Raw genomic sequence first — 18,243 nt, 5'->3', positions numbered from 1 at the left:
GAGTCCCTTGGTCGGTCGGGTGGGCTTTTCCGTCCGCGGCCGGGTCAGGTCGCGGGGCGCAGGCGCAGGCCCTGCATGCCGCCGTCGACGGCGAGCGCGGCGCCGGTGATGCCGGCGGCGGCCGGGGAGGCCAACGAGACGATGGCGGCGGCGACTTCGCCGGCGGTGACCATCCGGCCCATCGGCTGGCGGGCGTCGAGGGCGGCGCGTTCGGCCGCCGGGTCGTCGGCGCGGGCCAGCAGCCGGCCGATCCACGGGGTGTCGGCGGTGCCCGGGTTGACGCAGTTGACCCGGATGCCCTCGCGGACGTGGTCGGCGGCCATGGCGAGCGTCAGCGACAGCACCGCGCCCTTGCTGGCACCGTACAGGGCCCGTTGCGGCAGTCCGGCGGTGGCGGCGATGGAGCAGGTGTGGGTGATCGACACGGCTCCGGGGCGGTCGCGGGCCGCCCGGCGCAGGTGGGGCAGGGCGGCGCGGGCGGTGCGGACCAGGCCGAGGAGGTTGACGTCCAGGACGTGCCGCCACTCCTCGTCGTCGTTGTCCTCGACGGTGCCGATCGCGCCGATGCCGGCGTTGCCGACGAGGGTGTGCAGGGCGCCGAGTTCGGCCGCCGCCTCGTCAACGGCGGCGCGCACGGCGGCGGCGGAGGTGACGTCGGCGGTGAGCGCGAGGGTGCCGGGCGGGGCGCCGGCCGGGTCGCGGTCCACTACGGCCACCCGGGCGCCGCGCTCGTGCAGCAGGGCGGCGGTGGCGGCGCCGATGCCGGAGGCACCGCCGGTGACGAGGGCGGCCAGGCCGTCGAAGTCCGTCATATGAGGGCCTCCTCGGTGGTCCGGCGGGCCCGCCACACGGGCCCGTCGGGGTAGCGGTGGGCGGCGAGGGACGCCGGGCGCATCTCGGCGGAGAAGCCGGGGGCGGCCGGGGCCCGGTAGCGGCCGTGCTCGATCACGACCGGGTGGACGAAGTGCTCGTGCAGGTGGTCGACGTACTCGATGACGCGGTCGTCCCGGCTGCCCGAGACGGCCACGTAGTCGAACATCGCCAGGTGCTGCACCAGCTCGCACAGGCCGACGCCGCCGGCGTGCGGGCACACCGGGACGCCGTACTTGGCGGCGAGCAGCAGGATGGCCAGGTTCTCGTTGACCCCGGCCACCCGGGCCGCGTCGATCTGGACGAAGTCCACCGCGCCGGCCTGCAGCAGCTGTTTGAACACCACCCGGTTGGCGACGTGTTCACCGGTGGCGACCTTCACCGGCTGCCCGGAGCGCACCGCGGCGTGCCCCAGCACGTCGTCCGGGCTGGTCGGTTCCTCGATCCAGTACGGGGTGTACGGCGCCAGCGCGGTCATCCAGCGGACCGCCTCGGCCACGTCCCAGCGCTGGTTGGCGTCGACCGCGATCCGTACGCCGGGGCCGACCGCGGCGCGGGCCAGCCGCAGCCGCCGCTTGTCGTCGTCGAGGTCGGCGCCCACCTTCAGTTTGATCTGCCCGAAGCCGTCGGCCACCGCCTCCTTGGCGAGCCGGACCAGCTTGCCGTCGTCGTAGCCGAGCCAGCCGGGCGAGGTGGTGTAGGCGGGGTAGCCCTCGGCCTTCAGGCGGGCGGCGCGGGCGGGCCGGCCGGGCTCGGCGGCGCGCAGCAGGGCCAGTGCCTCGCCGGGCGTGAGGGCGTCGGAGAGGTAGCGGAAGTCGACGAGCGAGACGAGGTCCTCGGGGGTCATCGCGGCGAGGAACTCCCACACCGGCAGGCCGGCCCGGCGGGCGGCCAGGTCCCAGGCGGCGTTGACCACCGCGCCGGCCGCCATCTGCATCACGCCCTTCTCGGGCCCGAGCCAGCGCAGCTGGGAGTCGTGGGTGAGGTCGCGGTGCAGGGCGGCGAGGTCGGCGGCGGTGGCGGGCACCGGGCGGCCGACGAGGTACGGCGCGAGGGACCGGATCGCGGCGGCCATCACGTCGTTGCCGCGGCCGAGGGTGAAGCACAGGCCGTGGCCGCGCGGGCCGTCGGCGGTGTGCAGGACGAGGTAGGCGGCGGAGTAGTCGGGGTCGGGATGCATGGCGTCCGAGCCGTCGAGCTGCTCCGACGTGGGGAAGCGGACGTCGTGGATCTCGAACGCGGTGACGGTGTCGGTCGCGGCCATGCGCACGCCCCTGAGGAGTAGCGGAGGAACATCGTTCCTGGCGGCGGAGCTAACATCGGACCTTTCCGGGTCATCCGATGTATAGACCCGTCCCCGAGTCGCCGTCCAGACCCCGTACCGAATGTCGGGCGGAAGTTGAGGAAGCGATGACGCACGACCTCGGCCACAGATCGGATGACTCGGGACGTGTTCGTGCACAGGGGCTGCGGACCGGGCCCACACAAGCCGTAGGCTTGGTGACGCACGTAATGGAACTGCTGCCGGCCGCCGTCCCCGACGGCCGGGCCGGTCGGAAGGAGGCGCTGGGTGATCGAGCTGGAGGGGGTGCCCGAGCTGATCGACCCGGTCATGGTGGCCGCGTTCGAAGGCTGGAACGACGCCGGCGACGCCGCCTCCGCCGCGGTCGCCCATCTGGACCGGGAGTGGAAGGGCGAGGTCTTCGCCGCGCTGGACGCCGAGGACTACTACGACTTCCAGGTGAACCGTCCCACCGTCTTCCTCGACGGCGGCGTACGCAAGATCACCTGGCCGACCACCCGGCTCTCCGTGGTCCGGGTCAGCGATGCGAACGGCAAGGGCCGGGCGCGCGACCTGGTCCTGGTCCGCGGCATCGAGCCGAGCATGCGCTGGCGCTCGTTCTGCAACGAAATCCTCGGTTTCGCCCATGAGTTGGGCGTGGAGATGCTGGTGGTGCTGGGCTCGCTGCTCGGGGACACCCCGCACACCCGACCGGTCCCGGTCAGCGGGGTCACCTCGGACGCCGACCTGGCCCGCCGGCTGGACCTGGAGGAGTCGCGCTACGAGGGCCCGACCGGCATCGTCGGGATCCTCCAGGAGGCGTGCACCCACGCGGGCGTGCCGGCGGTGAGCCTGTGGGCGGCGGTGCCGCACTACGTCTCCCAGCCGCCCAACCCGAAGGCCAGCCTCGCGCTGCTCAACCGCCTGGAGGACCTCCTCGACATCAGCATCCCGCTGGGCGAGCTGAGCGAGGACGCGCGGGCCTGGCAGCTGGGCGTGGACCAGCTGGCGGCGGAGGACAGCGAGGTCGCCGAGTACGTGCAGTCGCTGGAGGAGGCGCGGGACACCGCGGACCTGCCGGAGGCGTCCGGCGAGGCGATCGCCCGCGAGTTCGAGCGCTATCTGCGCCGCCGCGACCCGCAGTCCGGCCCCGGCGTGGCCACCGAGGGCGGGCTCGCGGAGGGCCGGGACAGCTCCTACCTCCGTGACACGACCAGCGGCCGCACCCGGCCGCCCCGCCCGGCCTCCAAGGAACCGCGCGAGCCCGGCGGCCCGAAGGACACCGGCCCGTCCGACTCCTCCCGTCGGCCCGACGAGGACGGCCCGGAGGAGAGCGGCGACTGACCCGGGCGCACCCGGGCGGCTGACACGCACCGGGGCGCCGGACCGGCCGGCGGGCCGGTCCGGCGCCCCGCCGTCATCTCCGGCGGCGTCCGGGGGCGGTCATCCGGAGCAGTGGAAGCGCGCCCCCGCCCAGTCGCCGTGGTCACCGGACTTCTTGCCGTCGGTGTCGGTCACCTTCAGCCGTACGTGCCGGGCGCCGCGCAGCGGTACGTCCACCGCCACCGGCGCCGACTTCCCGGTCAGCTTCGGCGAGGTCCACAGCACCTTGCCGTCCGCCTCCACGGAGAAGGCGACCTCCCCGTAGTCGGCGATCTCGTCGTCGATCCCGGTGTCCGCGGTGAACGAGGTGCAGCGGCCCCCGGTGAAGAACTCCAGGTCCGCGTTGGCGTGCGCGCCGATGCCCTTGGTGTATGTCTTCCCGGCGAGGGTGAGCGGATGGCCGTCCGCCGGGCCCGACTCGCCGTTGCTGCGGTCCCGTTCGGCCGGGCCGTAGCCATTGGTTGCGGTCAGCCACTCCATGTCGCTCGCCCAGGTGTCGGCGGACGGCGCGGCCGGTACCGGCCGTACCTCGAAGCGGTGCACGGTGGTGCGCGGGGCCCCGGCCGCCCGGTAGCGGACGGTGGCGGTGACGGTCACCGGGTCGGCGCTGCTCGCGTCCTTCGGCGCGGTCACGGTCAGCGTGTCGCGGGCGGTGCCGCCGGCCGCGAGCCGGCCGTGGTGTGCCGGGGCGGAGACCCGCCAGCCCTCGGGCGCGGACAGCGACACCGAGACGTCCGTGGCGTCCCGGGTCCCGGCCGTCACCGCGGTCCGTACGGTCGTCGGCACGCCCTTGGTGACCTCCTGGCCGCCGGGGTGGTGACCGTGACGCCCGCGCCCGGGGTCCGGCCGCCGACCGCGCTGGCGCCCTTGAGCGTCAGGCCGAAGGCCCGGTCGGTGGGGCGGGAGGCGGTCGTGACGTGGACGACTCCGCCGCGGTCGGCCGGGTCGTAGTACCAGCCCTGCCCGGCCGCTTCGAGGGCGCGGGCGGACGGCAGCCGCTTCAGCGGCCGGCCGGCCAGCTCCACCCCGCGCGGCGTGTCCCCGGTGTGCACGGTGAACTCGTACGGCCGGCTGGTCTGCTTGCCCTGGAAGGAGCCCTTCGAGGCCCCGACGTCGAGGCGTACGTCGCCGGCGCCGGAGCGGGGGGCCGTGACGTCGACCCGCTGGGTGGCGCCGGCGCCCGTCCGGTGGGCGCGGGTCACCCCGTCGTCCTCGTAGAGGGTGAACGACGAGCGGCCCTGCGGGTAGACGTCCCAGGCGAGCGGTGAACCAGCGGTCCGGTCCTGGTAGGACCTGATGCCGGGCCACATCGGCACGGCGGCGCCGGCCTTGACGAACAGCGGCAGGGTGTCCAGCGGCGCGCTGTAGCCGTCGAGGGTCACCGGTCCCCGGTAGGTGCGTCCGGACCAGTAGTCGATCCAGGTGCCCTTGGGCAGGTAGATGCCGTCGCGGGTGTCGGTGTCCCGGTAGACGGGGGCGACCAGGAAGTCCTGGCCGGAGAGGAATTCGTACTTCGCGGCGTCCGCGGCGGCCTTCGGGTCGTCGGGGTATTCCAGCGACAGCGGACGCACCGGCCCGACCCCGGTCCGGGTCGCCTCGGCCGCGTAGGAGTACACGTAGGGCAGCAGCGATTCCTTCAGCTTCAGGTATTTCCGGTTGATGGCCGTGTACGGGTCGCCGTAGCGGTAGGGCTGCTTGTCGCTGGCGGCCCAGCCGTCCATCGTCATGACCGCCGGGAGGAAGGCCTTCCACTGCAGATCGCGGACGTACGTCTTGGGACTGCCGCCGAAAATGCCGTCCACGTCACCGGTCGTGTAGGCGAGCCCGGACATCGTCGCGCCGGCGTAGGTCGGTATCTGCCAGCGGATGTATTCCCAGCTGCCGCTCTGGTCTCCGGACCACTGGACGCCGCACCGCTGCGCGCCCGCCCAGCTTTCCGGGGCCCAGGTGAATCCCCGTGCGTCGCTGTTGTCCTCGATCCCCTGGTAGGCGTCCTTGCAGCCGTCCAGGGCGAATTTGTAGCCGTCGCCGACCCAGGCCACGTCGAGTTTGGCGATCCGCTGGCCGGCCTTGACCTGGTCGGCGAGTTTGGCGATGCCGTCCTCGGTCCACAGCCCGAGTTTCATCTTCCGGTCACCGAGCCCCTGGGAGGTTTGCGCCAGGTTTTCATAGCCACAGCCGTAGCCGTCGTTCACCAGCATCCAGCCGTTGGGCATGTCGTGCTGCACATATCCGTCGGCGACCTTCAGGGAATCCAGGGTGTGCCGTTCCCCGCGGTTGGCATTGTGCAGATAGCAGTCCGAATCGCCGATCTCCAGGCCGTACACCGGCGGCAGGAAGGGCTTTCCGGTCAGTGCGGTGTACTGGCCGATGACGTCCTTCGTGCGCGGCCCGGCGAAGTAATAGGCGTCGAAACGCCGTTCCTTCGCGGTGGTCGTCACCGGGTCGTCGAAGGCGTAGGTGTTGGGGGCGTAGGTGTTGCGGAAGACGCCGTATCCGGCGGTGGAGAGGTAGAAGGGGACGGAGTTGGGGTGGCCGCCGTCGTCCCAGTTGTAGTCCACGCCCACCTCGACGGTGTGGCCGCGGTGCGAGGTGTTGCCGCGGCCGTTCTGCATGCCGGCGCCGTAGAACTGCTCGGTGGCGCCGCGCGCGAGGGTCTGCGTGGTGGTCTTGTCGTCCCAGCTCAGCCCCTTGGCCTCGGACCAGACCAGCGAGCCGTCGGCCCGGCGCAGCTCGAAGCGCAGCGGTGACTTGTATGCCCTCAACGTGACCTGGGACGTGCTGAGTTCGTAGGCGTCGCCGGCGTCGCGCCAGTGGGTGGCCGGCGGGGCGCCCTGCGGCAGCACGATGTCCTTGCCGGTGGGGTCGGAGAAGGTGCCGTCCGGGGCGAGTTCGAGGCGGAAGGTACGGTCCGTCACGAAGCTGACGCGGGCCTCGGCCCGGCCCGCGTGCAGGTGGTAGACGGGCCCGTCGGCCTCGAAGCCGGTGACGTCCCCGACGGTGTGGGCGGGCGCGGGGCCGGCGGCCGGTGCGCTGCCGGCCGGGCCGGCGACCGCCACCACGAGCCCGAGCAGCGCGGCAACGACCGCCGCCCGCAGTCCTGTTGGTTTCCTCATGCCGGACAGCTCTAGCCCGCCGACGGGGCGGCCCACCATGGATTCTTGCGCCGGATTCCTGGATTTCCGGTCGCCCGGCCCGGGTGCGGGCGCGCGGGCGGGCACGGAAAAGGGGCGCCCGCACCGGCCGGTACGGGCGCCCCTCGCGGGACGGGGGTCAGGCGGTGGCCGTCAGAGGGCCACGCCCAGGAGCGCGTCGACGGCGCGGGAGACGAGGCCGGGGGCGCCCTCGTCGGTGCCGCCGTCGGCCTGCTGGGCGGCGGCCCAGCGGTCCACGGCCGCCAGCGCGGCCGGGGAGTCGAGGTCGTCGGCGAGCGCGGTGCGGATCTCCTCCAGGAGGGCCTCGGCGGGCGGGCCGTCGGGGCGGGAGACCGCGGCGCGCCAGCGCGCCAGCCGCTCGACGGCCTCGTCGAGCACCGCGTCGGTCCACTCCCAGTCGGCGCGGTAGTGGTGCCCGAGCAGCGCCAGGCGGATCGCCGCCGGGTCGGTGCCGTCGCGCCGCACCTTCGAGACGAAGACGAGGTTGCCCTTGGACTTGGACATCTTCTCGCCGTTCAGCGCCACCATCCCGGCGTGCACGTACGCCTTGGCGAACGGGTGCTCGCCGGTGAGCGCCTGGGCGTGCGAGGCGCCCATCTCGTGGTGCGGGAAGGCGAGGTCGGAGCCGCCGCCCTGGACGTCGAAGCCCATGCCGAGGTGGTCCAGGGCGATCGCGACGCACTCGATGTGCCAGCCGGGCCGGCCGGGGCCCAGCGAGCCGCCGTCCCAACTCGGCTCGCCGTCGCGGGCGGCCATCCACAGCATCGGGTCGAGCGGGTTCTTCTTGCCCTCGCGCTCGGGGTCGCCGCCGCGCTCGGCGGACAGCAGCCGCATCGCCTCGGCGTCGAGTCCGGAGACCTCGCCGAAGTGCGGGTCGGAGGCGACGGAGAAGTAGATGTCACCGTCCAGCTCGTAGGCGGCGCCGGCGTCGCGCAGCCGCTCCACCAGCGGGACGATGCCGGGTATCGACTCGACGGCGCCTATGTAGTGCTGCGGCGGCAGCATCCGCAGCGCCGTCATGTCCTCGCGGAACAGGGCGGTCTCGCGCTCGGCGAGCGCGGTCCAGTCGTCGCCGGTCTTCTGCGCCCGCTCCAGCAGCGGATCGTCGACGTCGGTGACGTTCTGCACGTAGTGCACCTGGCGCTTCGTGTCGAGCCACACGCGCTGAACCAGGTCGAACGCGTTGTAGGTCGCCGCGTGCCCCATGTGGGTGGCGTCGTACGGCGTGATGCCGCAGACGTAGATACGGGCGACGGGACCGGGGGCGAGGGTCACCCGTCCGCCGGTCGCGGTGTCGTGGATCCTCAGGTCGCGGCCCTGACCGGGCAGGGCGGGGACCTCAGAAGCGGGCCATGCATGCATGCCTTGAGCGTAACCGGATGCATGTTCCGCATACGAACCGGACCAGGGGTCTTGGCCGGAAAGGCGGTCTTGCGGTTCGCGACCGGACGTGCATATGCGCCTCGGCGGTCCGGAAGGGGGCCCGGGCGGGCTCAGACCGGCGGCCAGGGAATGGCGGGCCACTCCCCGCTCGGCTCGGGGTGCCGGCCGCCCGCCAGCAGCCGGCCACCCGCGCCCGCAGCGCGTCGATCTCGGCGGCCGTGAGCAGTTCGGCCAGTCGGGCGGCGAGCGGCGCGGAGTCCGTCAGGGCGTCCGCGAGCCCCCGCAGCACCTCCAGCGCCTCCTCGGTCAGCGGCTCGCCCGCCCAGCCCCACAGCAGCGTGCGCAGCTTGTCCTCGGTGTGGAAGCTCACGCCGTGGTCGATGGCGAAGAACTCGCCGTCGGCGCCGGGCAGCAGATGGCCGCCCTTGCGGTCCCCGTTGTTGATCACCGCGTCGAGGACCGCGAGCCGCCGCAGCCGCGGGTGGTCGGCGTGCACCAGCAGCGCGGTGCGGCCCTCGCCGAGCTCGGCGAAGCCGACGGCCTTCCAGCCGGGCCCGGGCTCCTCGTCCTCCACCAGCGCCAGCAGGTCGGGCACCTCGTCGCTGCTCTCCGGCGGGTCGATCCACTCCTGGACCATGCCGGTGCCGTAGGGGCCGTCGCGCAGCACGGTCGGCGGGATCAGGTCCCAGCCGCAGGCGCGGGAGATCTCGTACGCGGCGACCTCGCGCTCGGCGAGCGTGCCGTCGGGGAAGTCCCACAGCGGGCGCTCGCCGGCGACGGGCTTGTAGACGCAGGAGGCGGTGCGGCCGTCGTGGGTGACCGTGCAGTAGAGCACGGCATTGGAGGCCTCTCGGATACGGCCGCGCACGGTCAGCTCGCCTTCGGCGAGGAAGGAGTCCGTCAGCCCGCCGGCCGGCTCCGCCGCGGCCGGCGGCGGGTCCTGCGGTCCGGTGGGGCCGGGCAGCTGCCCGGCCGGTTCGACGGCGGGCTCCATGGCGCTCAGGCGCCCCGCCGGTATCCGTTCTGGCGCGGACATACGTGTCCCTCCGGGTCGAGCGGCAGGCTGCACAGCGGGCACGGCGGGCGGCCGGCGTTCACGACCTCCAGGGCCCGCTTGGCGAACGCCCTGGCCATCGTCCCGGTCAGGCGCACCCGCAGCATCGGCGGGCCGTTCTCGTCGTCCTGGAGCAGCCGTTCCTCGGCGTCCGCGAGGTCCTCCTCGCTGTCCGCCTCCAACTCCACCAGCGCCTGGGCCTCGACGATCATCCGCTCGTCCTCGCCGTCCCAGGCCAGCGCCATCGTGCCGACCCGGAACTCCTCCTCGACGGGCATCTCCAGCGGGGCGGTGTCGGCGAGCTCGGTGGGCGAGACGGCAGGGACCGGGGCGTTGCCGCCGCTGCGCCGGACGACCTCGTCCAGCAGCTCGTCGATCCGCTCGGCGAGCGCCGCGACCTGGGTCTTCTCCAGGGCGACGCTGGTGGTCCGGCCGGCCGCGGTGGCCTGGAGGTAGAAGCTACGGCGGCCAGGCAGCCCGACCGTACCGGCGACGAAGCGGTCCGGTACGTCGTAGAAGAACACCTGACGGGACAACGTCCTGCTCCGATTGCTCGACTGCGGGGTCACTGCGGTCGCTGCGGGTCCTGCGGACCGCAGGGGCGGCGGGCAGCGCCGTCGCACCACCCTACTGCGCCGACTGATCACCCTGCGCCCGCACCACCGCCGATGGCCGCGTCCCGCTCCGCCGCCGGGTTGCCGCCGTCGTCCCGGGGCACCAGCGAGGCGAAGTCGCCGGTGTCCCCGAGGCGTACGAGGTAGGGGCGCAGCCGGGTGTAGCGGATCACGGTGAGGGAGCAGGGCTCGACCGAGATCCGCTGGAAGAGGTCGAGGTGCATGCCGAGCGCGTCGGCGACCAGGGACTTGATGATGTCGCCGTGCGAGCACATGGCGTAGGTGGCCTCGGCGCCGAGGGTCTGCTCGACGCGGGTGTTCCAGTCGCGGACCGCGTCGACCGCGCGGGCCTGCATGGCCCGCATCGACTCGCCCCCGGGGAAGGCGACCGAGGAGGGGTGCTGCTGGACGGCCTCCATCAGCGGCTCGTCGGTCAGCTCGGCCAGCTTGCGGCCCGACCAGTCGCCGTAGTCGCACTCGCTGATCCGGTCCTCGATGTGCAGGGTGAGCCCGGGCGGGCCGCCAGCAGGGGCGCCATGGTCTCCCGGCAGCGCTGCAGGGGGCTGGAGACGAGGGCGGCGAGCGGTACCCGCGCCAGCCGCGCGGGGAGCGCGGCGGACTGGGCCGCGCCGTGCTCGTCGAGGGCGACGCCGGGCGCCCGCCCGGCGAGCACTCCGGCGGTGTTGGCGGTGGAGCGGCCGTGCCGCACCAGGATCAGCGTGGGCATGCCCGCCACCCTACGTTCCGGGTACCGCTTCCTGGCAGGGGTCCCGGGGACGCGCGAGAATGCCTGGTGTGATCGTGGACTGCGCCATCTACCGGGAGGGCCGCCGCACGGACTGCGCGGCCGACTTCTCCGGCGCGCTGAAGGCGGCGCGGGCGGAGGGGCACTCTTTCCTCTGGCTGGGGATGCACGAGCCGACGCCGGACGAGTTCGACCGCGTGACCAGCGAGTTCGCGCTGCACCCGCTGGCCGTCGAGGACGCGCTCAAGGCGCACCAGCGGCCCAAGCTGGAGGTCTACGACGACTCGCTGTTCATGGTGCTGAAGCCGGTCACGTACGACACCCACGCCGACACGGTGACGGCGTCGGAGCTGATGGTCTTCGTGGGGGACTCGTTCGTGGTGACCGTCCGGCACGGCGAGGCCAGCCCGCTGGCGGCGGTGCGGCGCCGACTGGAGGAGCATCCGGAGATCCTGCGGCACGGGCCGGGCGCGGTGCTCTACGCGGTCAGCGACGCGGTGGTCGACCACTACATCGAGGTGGCCTCCGAACTCGCCCTGGACATGGAGGAGTTGGAGGCCGAGGTGTTCGCCCCGGTCCGTGGCCGGGACACCCGGAACACCGCCGCGGAGATCTACGCGTTCAAGCGCGAGGTGATGGAGTTCCGGCGGGCGACCGGCCCGCTGGCGGAGCCGATGGCCCGGTTGCAGAACCCGGGAGTGCCGTTCGTGCACGATCACGCCCGGCCGTTCTTCCGCGACGTCGACGACCACCTCACCCGGGCGAATGAGTCGGTGGACAGCCTGGACCGGTTGCTTTCGGACATTCTCGCCGCCCATCTGGCACAGATGGGCGTCCGGCAGAACGACGACATGCGCAAGATCTCGGCCTGGGCGGCGCTGGCGGCCGTCCCCACCCTGATCGCCGGGGTCTACGGCATGAACTTCGAGAACATGCCGGAGCTGAGGTGGCACTGGGGCTACCCGGGGGTGCTCGTGGTGATGATCCTCATCGAGGTGTCGCTCTACCGGCTCTTCAAGCGCCGCGGCTGGCTCTGAGGGCCCGACGCGGAAGCCCCCCGTCGGCGTCCTCGCGCGAACCCCGGCTCACGCGAACTCCGGGGCGGAGGTGGCCGGGCCGCCCAGCGCGTCCCGCCGCTCGGGCATCGTGAGACTGACCATCCGCCGCCAGCCGCCCAGCCGCTCGTATCCGTACACCGCCGCGATGCCGGCGGTGAGCGCCGCGGACTTGGCCCTCGGCCACTTCAGGATGCGGCCCATGCGGTCCATCACGGCCAGGCTGACGTCCCGGTAGACGGCGATCTCGGCGTGCGCGCACTCGTGGAGGGCCCGCTGGATGGTCCGCCCGTGGCCGGCCCGGGCGAGGCGGAGCAGTTCCTCGTGGCAGTAGGCGAGGTGGTTGCTCTCGTCGTCCGAGATCATCCGGATCGCCTTGCCCACCTCGGGGTGGTCGCCGAAATGCCTGGTGAGCAGGGCCATCTGGTCGGCGGCGCGCTGTTCGGTGACCCGGCTGTGGGCGAGGTAGGTGATGATGTCGAGCTCGCCGAGCGGCTCGTCACGGCGCAGCTTGTCGTGCGCCAGACCGATGCCCCGCCGTTCCAGGAGCATGGTGTAGTCGGTGGCCGCGGGGACGTCGGTGGGGGTCAGCCCGCGCTTGCGCAGCAGGGCCCGGAAGATCCGGCCGTGCTTGTCCTCGTCGGCGCCGTGCCGGGCGACCTTGGGTGCCAGATCGCGCAGCGACTCCGGCAGCAGTGCGGCGATCCGACCGTTCTCCCAGCCGCCCTGGGCCTCACCGCTCGCCGCTATGGAGCAGAACAGGCGGTAGGCCTCGTCGTCGTCGACGATCTCCTGGAAAAGGCTCCGGGCCGAGAGCATCTGCGTCACCTCCGAACGGACACACCCGCGAACAGTCAAAGCGGGTGTTCCGGGCGCGGCAACCGGACGGGGCGCCCGTTCGCCCGTTCGGACGAGGCGCGGCCGGGTGGCGGGGCGTAACCCGGCCGCCCGTACCGGCGTTGTGCAGCGCGACGGCCGTGGCGGGGAAGATCCCCCGAGCCCCCACCACGGCCGCAGGCTCCCGGAAAGGCCCGAGGTCCGGCTGCCCCGGCGCCGGGCCCTTCGCCGGTCGCTACCGGGCGTTTCACCGGGCGCCTCTCGCTGAGCGCCGCCGGTCCGTTCGCCCGGCGGCGCTCATGCCAGCCCGGCGCGCTCCAGGGCCTCCGTTCCGGCCCGCAGCGAGGCCAGCCGGTCCTCCAGTCCGAAGCCCGCCGGGGACAGCGTCAGCGTGGTCACCCCGGCGTCCGCGTAGGCCCGCATCCGGTCGGCGATCCGCTCGACCGAACCGAGCAGCGTGGTCTGGTCGATCAGCTTCTCCGGGATCGCCGCGGCGGCGCCCTCCTTGTCGCCGGACAGGTACTTGTCCTGGATCTCGGCGGCTTCCTTCTCGTAGCCCATCCGCCGGGCCGCCTGGTTGTAGAAGTTCTGCTTGCGGCTGCCCATGCCGCCGACGTAGAGCGCGGTGTACGGGCGGAACATGTCGGCCAGCGCGCTGACGTCCTTGTCGGCGCCGACTGCCAGCGGCAGCGTCGGGCAGATGTCGAAGCCGTCCAGGGTCTTGCCGGCCTTCTCCCGGCCGGCCCGGAGGTGGGCGACCGCGGTCTCCTCCAGGTTCTCGGCGGCGGGGAAGATCAGCAGCGCGCCGTCGGCGATCTCGCCGGTCTGCTGGAGGTTCTTGGGGCCGATCGCGGCGATGTAGAGCGGGATGTGCGGGCGCTGCGGGTGGACGGTGAGCTTCAGCGGCTTGCCCGGGCCGCCGGGCAGCGGCAGCGTCCAGTGCTCGCCTTCGTAGGACAGCCGCTCGCGGCTCATCGCCTTGCGGACGATCTCGACGTACTCGCGGGTGCGGGCCAGCGGCTTGTCGAACTTGACGCCGTACCAGCCCTCGGAGACCTGCGGGCCGGAGACGCCGAGGCCGAGGCGGAACCGGCCGCCGGAGAGCGAGTCCAGGGTGGCGGCCGTCATCGCGGTCATGGCGGGCGTCCGCGCCGGGATCTGGAAGATGGCGGAGCCGATGTCGATGCGCTCGGTCTGGGCGGCGACCCAGGAGAGCACGGTGGCGGCGTCGGACCCGTACGCCTCGGCGGCCCAGCAGACGGAGTAGCCGAGGCGGTCGGCCTCCTGCGCCACCACGAGATTGTCGGAGTCCATCCCGGCGCCCCAGTAGCCGAGGTTGATGCCAAGCCTCATGCCGCTCCCCTTACCGATCAGTAACGTCGCTGTTCCGGGGACTGTAGCGCGCACCCCCGCCGGGCGTCACCGACGGGTTGTCCACAGGTCCCCTGTTCCCGGCGCCCGGCGCGTACTCTCAGGGCCCATGGAGCAAAGGCACCTCGGCCGAACGGGCCTTCGCGTGTCCCGGCTCGGGCTCGGCACCCTGAACTGGGCCCGCGACACGGGCGAGCAGGAAGCCGCCGATCAGCTCAAGACGTTCTGGGAGGCCGGCGGCACGCTCGTCGACACCGCCGACATCTATGCCGACGGCGGTGCCGAGTACCTCCTCGGCCGGCTGATGGAGGGGCTGGTTCCGCGCGAGGACCTGGTGATCGCGACGAAGGCCGGCAGCGTGCTGGAGGCCGACCGCCGGGTGGACTGCTCACGGCGCCATCTCCTCGCCGCCCTCGACGCCTCCCTGGAACGGCTGGGCACCGAGTACGTCGACCTGTGGCAGCTCCACGCCTTCGACCCGCACACCCCGCTGGAGGAGACCCTCCAGGCGCTCGACCTCGCGGTCACCACCGGCCGGGCGCGCTATGTGGGCCTGTCGAACTTCTCCGGCTGGCAGCTGGCCAAGGCCGCCGCCTGGCAGCTCGCGGCGCCCGGGGTGCGCAACCGCCTGGCGAGCACCCAGATGGAGTACTCCCTCCTGCAGCGCGGCATCGAGCGCGAGGTGCTGCCCGCGGCGCTCGACCTCGGGATGGGCGTCCTACCGTCCTCACCGCTGGGCCGGGGCGTGCTGACCGGGAAGTACCGCCATGCGACCCCGGCCGACTCGCGCGGTGCCTCGGAGCACCTGGCGGCGTTCGTCGCGCCGTATCTCGACGAGACGGCGGGCCGGGTCGTCGAGGCCGTCACCACCGCCGCCGACGGACTGGCCGTCACCCCGCTCCAGGTCGCCCTCTCGTGGCTCCGGGACCGTCCGGGGGTGACCGCGCCGGTCCTGGGCGCCCGCACGGCACAGCAGCTCAGAGCGGCGTTGTCAGTGGAGGCCCTTAGTCTTCCTGACGAGATCCGCCGGGCGCTGGACGATGTGTCGGCTCCGGTGCACCACTACCCCGATCACGACTGGAGCACGCTGTGAGCACCGACCGCCCCGCCGGCGACACACCGTCCGGGCAGGAGGCCGCACCCGGGACCGCGGAGGCCCCACGCCCGAGGGGGCGCCGGCGGCGGACCCGGGCGCGACGGTGAGCGAGGCGCCGGCCGCGGCGCCCCCGGCCGGCAAGGCCACCGCGGCGGCACTGGCGGCCGCCGTCCGGGCCGTGGAGAGCGGCGAGCGCTCGGCCGCGTCGTTCTTCGCCGACGCCCCGCGCCCGGCCAGGCCGGCCGCACCCGCCAAGGCGGCCCCGGCGCCCGCCGCCCCCGCACCCGGGGGCGGACCGGCGGGCCCGCCCCCGGAGCCGGCCCCCGCGCACCGCGCCCCCGCACCGGCCGGACCGCCCGCCCCGCCCGTGGGCGGCCCGGCCGCCGCCCCGGCCGCGTCTCTCCCGGCCCCCGCCCCCGGCCTGGACGGCGTACGGCAGGTCCTGCGGGCGGGCGGTGCGCCCGAGACCCTCGCGGAGCCGACCGCCGAGGTGCTCGGGGAGCGGGCCGCGGAGGCCCTGCGCGAGGACCCCTGGCAGCTGCTCGGGGTGCCGGGCGTGCGGCCCGAGCAGGCCGACGGCTTCGCGCGGGCGCTGCTCGGCGGCGCCGCCGGCCCGGGCGACGAGCGCCGCGGCCAGGCGCTGGTCGGCTGGCTGCTGGAGCAGGCCGCGGTCGCGGGGCATTCCGCGCTGGAGGCCGGCGCGCTGCGCGCCGCCCTCGCGCAGCGCCAGGTGCCCGACCCCGACGAGGCCCTGCAGAGCGCCATCGCCGAGGGCGCCGTGCTGGTCTTCCAGGACGCGATCGAGGAACCGGGCCGGGCCCGGCCCGCGGCGGACGAGGACGAGGAGGAGCGGCCGGTCCGGATCCTGCTGGGCCTGGACCGCTGGGCCATGGCCGAGGAGAGCGTCGCCGACGGCCTGGCCCGGCTGCTCAACACCTTCGAGCCGGTCCCGGACTCCGGTGCCGCGGACGCCGCATCCGAGGCGCCGGACGCCGCATCCGGTGCCGCGGACGCCGACGGGCGGGCGGACGGCGGCGCACCGGAGGACGGTGACACCCCGGCGGCACCGGTCCGTCCCTCCGCCGCCGACTGGGAGGCCGCGGCCGCCGCCGCGCCGTCGCCGTCGGCGGCGGAGCTGATCCGGGCCGCCGCGCACAGCGGCCTGGTGGCGCACACGGGCGCCGAGGCGGCCCGCGCCGAGCCCGCCGCGCTGATCGCCGCGGCCCGTGCGCTGGGCCTGCGGGCCTTCGGTGCCACCCACAGCGACAGCGGCCGCGGCCGGCTGGCCACCGACCTCGCCGCGCTCGCCCCCGAGGCGGGCCCGGAGGCCGGTTCCGCGGGGTCGGGCGCGGCGGCGGTGACGGTCGCCGGGCTGCTGTCCGGGCAGGAGGGCCCCGGCCGGGACGCGGACGGCGCCCTCGCGCTGGATCTGCTGGTGGTGCTGGACGCCCCGCAGCTGGATCTGGAGACCGCGGCCCTGCTCGTCGAGTCGCTGACCGACGGGACCCGGCTGGTGCTCAGCGGCGATCCCGGCGTCCTGTGGTCCGCCGGCCCCGGCCGTCTCTTCGCCGATGTCCTCGCGGCCCGCTTCTGCCCCCAGGTCGCCTCCCGCACCCCGGACTTCGGCCCGATCGGCGAGCTGGTGTCCGGCATCGGCATCGGTGAGCTGAGCCAGGTCGAGGCGCCCGGCAAGGAGGTGGTGATCGTCCCGGTGCGGGACGCCGGCGAGGCGGTGCACCGCGCCGTCCAGCTGGTCGCCGACTCCGTGCCCCGGGCGCTGGGCGTCCCGCCGGAGGACACCCAGGTCATCACGGTCGGACACGGCGGCGCGGCCGGCACCCGGGCGCTGAACGCCGCGCTCAAGGAGCGGCTCAACCCCGGCCCCGGCCGGTTCGGCGGCTTCGACCCCGGCGACCGCGTGGCCTACGCCCCGGCCCCCGGCCGTACGCTGCCCGGCACGGTCACCGGCGCCGACGCCGCGGGGCTGCATCTGGACTGCGCGGGGACCGCGGTCGTGGTGCCGCGCGAGCGGGTCGGCGGCGCGGTCCGGCACGGCTGGGCGCTCACCGCCCATCAGGCGGCCGGGATGCGCTGGCCGGCCGCGGTGGTCGTGGTGCCCGGGGACGCCACGGGCGGGCTGACCCGCGCCTGGGTCTACACGGCCTTCGGCCGCGGTGAGCGGCATCTGTCGGTGGTGCAGGGCGCCGATCAGGCGCTGGCCCGGGCGGTCGCCGAGCTGCCCGTCAAGGAGCGGACGACCCGGCTGCGGACGCTGCTCGGGCAGCAGAGCGTGCCGTTCGCGGAGGACGCCACGGAGTGAGGCGGGGTGCGCAGGCGGCCGCCCGGAGCGGAGCGGCCGCCTGTGCCCTCACCTCTCGCGGTCGAGCGGCTCCAGCAGGTCGTCGTCGCCCAGTTCCTCGTCGAAGACGGCGCTGACGTCGAAGCGGCACACCACCCGCTGCGGGTCCGCCTGGTCGAACGGCGCGGAGAGCCACTCCCCCGGCTCGGCGGGTTCGTCGGCGGCCGCCACCCACAGCGTGGAGTCGCCCTCCTCCAGGCCGAACTCCTTGTGCCGGGAGGCGATCTCGTCCGGTTCGAACTCCCCGAAGAGCACTCCCAGCGCCGCGTGGACGCTGCTGCCGACGACCGCGGCGGCGTCCGCGGAGGGTCCCGCCGCCTCGTCGGCGGCGTCCGGATCGAGGTCCGCGATGCGCTGCGCCTGGTGCAGCAGCCGCTGCGGTTCGGCGACGGTGTAGTCGCGCCGGATCAGCACGCTGAGCGCACTGGGCTCCTCCGGGCCCGCGTAGGCGGGCAGCGCGTCGCTGCCGGGGATCTCGAAGGGGGTGACCTCGTCGTAGGTGTCGTAGAGCAGCTCGTCGTACACCTCGGCCGCGGCGGCGAGCTCGTCGAACGCGGCGTAGACAGCCGGATCGTCCTGCCCCGAGCGGCGTTCGACCGCGTCGAGGTGACGGTCCAGCGCGGCTTTGACCGCCTCGGCGGCGGCACGTACCTCGGCAGCGGAAGGCTGCGCAGCATCAGACATAGTGCAGACGCTATCCGTACCGGGGCCGGTCCCGCACAATAGATGCGATGCCGGAATACGAATTCTGCGATGTGTACGTGCCACGGGGCGTTTCCCGGAAGGCCACCACACGCCTGCTGACCGACCATGCCGAGTACGGACACTGGGAGTTGGACCGTCTGCGGCTGAATCCGGACGGCAGCCGCAAGGTGCGGCTGCGCCGCCGGATCATCCGACAGCTCCGCGCCACGTGGTGACCGCCACCGGCGTGTGAACAGCAGAGCGGGCCCCGCCTCGGCAGGGCCCGCTCAGTGGTGCGCTCGTGCGCGCTCAGCTACCGCTCGTCACGGAGCGCTGACCGGCGCATGATCGCCGC

General features: G+C 74.0%; 12 protein-coding genes and 3 pseudogenes. 5 read left to right on the top strand and 10 right to left on the bottom strand.

Annotation, left to right across the window (positions count from 1 at the left end; all coding sequences use genetic code 11):
- Nucleotides 1-44: 44 nt before the first annotated feature.
- Together OJ254_RS20095 and OJ254_RS20090 are read right to left on the bottom strand one after the other, a co-directional pair.
- Nucleotides 45-812 (bottom strand): SDR family NAD(P)-dependent oxidoreductase, encoded by a 768-nt coding sequence (locus tag OJ254_RS20095; RefSeq protein ID WP_265363437.1) that lies wholly within the window; start codon nt 810-812, stop codon nt 45-47.
- Nucleotides 809-2,134, bottom strand: coding sequence for an enolase C-terminal domain-like protein (locus OJ254_RS20090; protein WP_265363436.1), 1,326 nt, complete (start codon nt 2,132-2,134; stop codon nt 809-811). Before OJ254_RS20090 ends, OJ254_RS20095 begins: the two co-directional genes overlap by 4 nt.
- A 306-nt stretch (nt 2,135-2,440) precedes the next feature.
- On the opposite strand from OJ254_RS20090, the gene OJ254_RS20085 reads away from it, so the two are divergent.
- Nucleotides 2,441-3,496 (top strand): PAC2 family protein, encoded by a 1,056-nt coding sequence (locus tag OJ254_RS20085; RefSeq protein ID WP_265363435.1) that lies wholly within the window; start codon nt 2,441-2,443, stop codon nt 3,494-3,496.
- Nucleotides 3,497-3,595: 99 nt separating this feature from the next.
- Here OJ254_RS20085 and OJ254_RS20080 read toward each other — a convergent pair.
- The 5 genes and pseudogenes from OJ254_RS20080 to OJ254_RS20060 all read right to left on the bottom strand — a co-directional run bounded on the left by OJ254_RS20080 (nt 3,596) and on the right by OJ254_RS20060 (nt 10,468).
- A pseudogene (locus tag OJ254_RS20080) lies at nt 3,596-6,651 on the bottom strand (NPCBM/NEW2 domain-containing protein).
- Nucleotides 6,652-6,822: 171 nt separating this feature from the next.
- A complete protein-coding gene (mshC, locus tag OJ254_RS20075; RefSeq protein ID WP_265363434.1) occupies nt 6,823-8,052 on the bottom strand; it encodes a cysteine--1-D-myo-inosityl 2-amino-2-deoxy-alpha-D-glucopyranoside ligase in 1,230 nt (409 codons plus the stop codon).
- Between the two features lie 131 nt (nt 8,053-8,183).
- Nucleotides 8,184-9,067, bottom strand: a pseudogene (locus OJ254_RS20070) (SCO1664 family protein).
- A 5-nt stretch (nt 9,068-9,072) separates the two neighbouring features.
- Complete coding sequence (locus OJ254_RS20065; protein ID WP_265363433.1) at nt 9,073-9,663, bottom strand: DUF3090 domain-containing protein; 591 nt, start codon at nt 9,661-9,663, stop codon at nt 9,073-9,075.
- A gap of 107 nt (nt 9,664-9,770) precedes the next feature.
- Nucleotides 9,771-10,468 (bottom strand): annotated as a pseudogene (locus OJ254_RS20060) (histidine phosphatase family protein).
- A 59-nt stretch (nt 10,469-10,527) separates the two neighbouring features.
- On the opposite strand from OJ254_RS20060, the gene corA reads away from it, so the two are divergent.
- Nucleotides 10,528-11,523 (top strand): magnesium/cobalt transporter CorA, encoded by a 996-nt coding sequence (corA, locus tag OJ254_RS20055; RefSeq protein ID WP_265363432.1) that lies wholly within the window; start codon nt 10,528-10,530, stop codon nt 11,521-11,523.
- 48 nt (nt 11,524-11,571) lie between these two features.
- Here the strand turns inward: corA and OJ254_RS20050 are convergent, their stop codons facing one another.
- Both OJ254_RS20050 and OJ254_RS20045 read right to left on the bottom strand, forming a co-directional pair.
- A complete protein-coding gene (locus tag OJ254_RS20050) occupies nt 11,572-12,360 on the bottom strand; it encodes a ferritin-like domain-containing protein (RefSeq protein ID WP_265363431.1) in 789 nt (262 codons plus the stop codon).
- A 315-nt stretch (nt 12,361-12,675) separates the two neighbouring features.
- Nucleotides 12,676-13,731 carry an LLM class F420-dependent oxidoreductase gene (locus OJ254_RS20045; protein WP_265363430.1) on the bottom strand — a complete coding sequence of 352 codons (1,056 nt, stop codon included), beginning with the start codon at nt 13,729-13,731 and terminating at the stop codon, nt 12,676-12,678.
- 127 nt (nt 13,732-13,858) lie between these two features.
- On the opposite strand from OJ254_RS20045, the gene OJ254_RS20040 reads away from it, so the two are divergent.
- Together OJ254_RS20040 and OJ254_RS20035 are read left to right on the top strand one after the other, a co-directional pair.
- Nucleotides 13,859-14,842 (top strand): aldo/keto reductase, encoded by a 984-nt coding sequence (locus OJ254_RS20040; RefSeq protein WP_265363429.1) that lies wholly within the window; start codon nt 13,859-13,861, stop codon nt 14,840-14,842.
- Nucleotides 14,790-17,165 carry a helix-hairpin-helix domain-containing protein gene (locus tag OJ254_RS20035; protein WP_423835927.1) on the top strand — a complete coding sequence of 792 codons (2,376 nt, stop codon included), beginning with the start codon at nt 14,790-14,792 and terminating at the stop codon, nt 17,163-17,165. Before OJ254_RS20040 ends, OJ254_RS20035 begins: the two co-directional genes overlap by 53 nt.
- Before the next feature lie 48 nt (nt 17,166-17,213).
- Here the strand turns inward: OJ254_RS20035 and OJ254_RS20030 are convergent, their stop codons facing one another.
- On the bottom strand, nt 17,214-17,888 hold the full coding sequence (locus OJ254_RS20030; RefSeq protein WP_265363427.1) for a hypothetical protein: 675 nt from the start codon (nt 17,886-17,888) through the stop codon (nt 17,214-17,216).
- 47 nt (nt 17,889-17,935) lie between these two features.
- Between OJ254_RS20030 and OJ254_RS20025 the strand changes: the two genes are divergently transcribed.
- Nucleotides 17,936-18,124 (top strand): DUF5703 family protein, encoded by a 189-nt coding sequence (locus tag OJ254_RS20025; RefSeq protein ID WP_030416245.1) that lies wholly within the window; start codon nt 17,936-17,938, stop codon nt 18,122-18,124.
- Nucleotides 18,125-18,243: the final 119 nt, after the last annotated feature.

The sequence above is a fragment of the Streptomyces endophytica genome, from assembly GCF_026153355.1.
Classification (GTDB): Bacteria; Actinomycetota; Actinomycetes; order Streptomycetales; family Streptomycetaceae; genus Streptomyces; species Streptomyces endophytica.
This window is presented reverse-complemented; position numbering and strand designations above follow the sequence as displayed.